General features: G+C 39.9%; 2 protein-coding genes. Both read left to right on the top strand.

All coding sequences use genetic code 11. The annotated features are described in order from the left end of the window. A partial coding sequence (locus AO388_RS26935; protein WP_177343121.1) for an RHS repeat-associated core domain-containing protein occupies positions 1 to 519 on the top strand: 519 nt, incomplete at its 5' end. A gap of 5 nt (positions 520 to 524) precedes the next feature. Beyond that, positions 525 to 1,124 carry a hypothetical protein gene (locus AO388_RS02295; protein WP_003432456.1) on the top strand — a complete coding sequence of 200 codons (600 nt, stop codon included), beginning with the start codon at positions 525 to 527 and terminating at the stop codon, positions 1,122 to 1,124. Positions 1,125 to 1,265: the final 141 nt, after the last annotated feature.

The raw sequence follows: 1,265 nt of genomic DNA, 5'->3' as shown, positions 1-1,265 counted from the left end.
GGGCTTCACTACAACACGTTTCGGTATTACGATCCGGAGATTGGACGGTTTATTACGCAGGATCCGATTGGGTTGAGTGGTGGGGATAATCTCTATCAATATGCACCTAATCCTAATGGGTGGGTTGATCCATTCGGTCTTTCATGTGCTTCTGATGCGAGACTATTAAGAGCAAATCTCGGTAGCAGCCCGTTGGGTGGTGGAAAGTTTGATGCTCATCATATTGTGCTATCCAACTCAAAAGACCCAATGATGAAAGCATTACGTGAACAGATGGAAGGCTTTAACATAAAAATCAATGACAAACGTAATGGGATCTGGCTTCCTAACAATGAGTCAGACAGAATTCCCGGCACAAATACAACTCCACACAAAGGCGCCGGAGTCCATGGGAAAGCTTACAGGCAACATATATTTGAAACCTTGTCTGGCGCACAGACAAGAGAAGAATTTCTAAACTCTCTAAGCATGATTAAAAAATCGTTAACTGATGGAATAGAGTTTCCAAAAGCGAGGTAGCCCCAATGAGCCATGAAGACTTAATAGCATTTAAAAATTTGACCTTGGAGAAATTGGAAAATGATGATTTTCGAAAAGCTTTTTTATTTAATACTAACCTAGACTATAAGGTTTCCTGGTCTAAGGGGCCTGCATGTTCTATTATACCTTTAGACTTAGAAATGTCAGGCGTAAAGCCTGTCGAATTTTTAGCTCAAGAACCAAAAAACAAAAAGAATGTTTATAAACATTACTTTTTAGACACCACCTTAATTAGAATCGAATCATTCGATAGGGCTGGGCTACTCAGTGAAATTGAGACAGCATCGACAGACGGCGGGATAAAATACTCTCTTCGAAAGAATAATTTCGGAGAAGTTAATTGGCTGAAAGCTGTCGAGTTTGAAGAAGGACTTCCTATTAGGGCGTGCAGAATAGATTCCGATTCAGAATTTTGGAGTTACCGTTACAAATGGGAAAACATGAAAGTTGTGGAAATCACAACCTTCTCAAGCAATAGCACACCTGGCATTAGGCTGTCTGTCAGCTACTCTGGCGAGGCGGTCAACAGTATTTTTTTTGATAACAAGGGCAGCAAGATTTTCATTTATAATGAAAATCAATGACTTTATAATCTAAGATTTTTGCATCTCTATAAAAACTATAGATAAAGTAGATCTTAACTGAAATGCGAGAGGCAACTGCCTTAAAGAAAACCGCCTCAAACAATGGAGCAACCACGAATACAAGTACGACGCGTGGGGCAA

This window comes from Pseudomonas sp. ICMP 10191 (assembly GCF_001467335.1).
In the GTDB taxonomy this organism is placed as follows: domain Bacteria; phylum Pseudomonadota; class Gammaproteobacteria; order Pseudomonadales; family Pseudomonadaceae; genus Aquipseudomonas; species Aquipseudomonas cerasi.
This window is presented reverse-complemented; position numbering and strand designations above follow the sequence as displayed.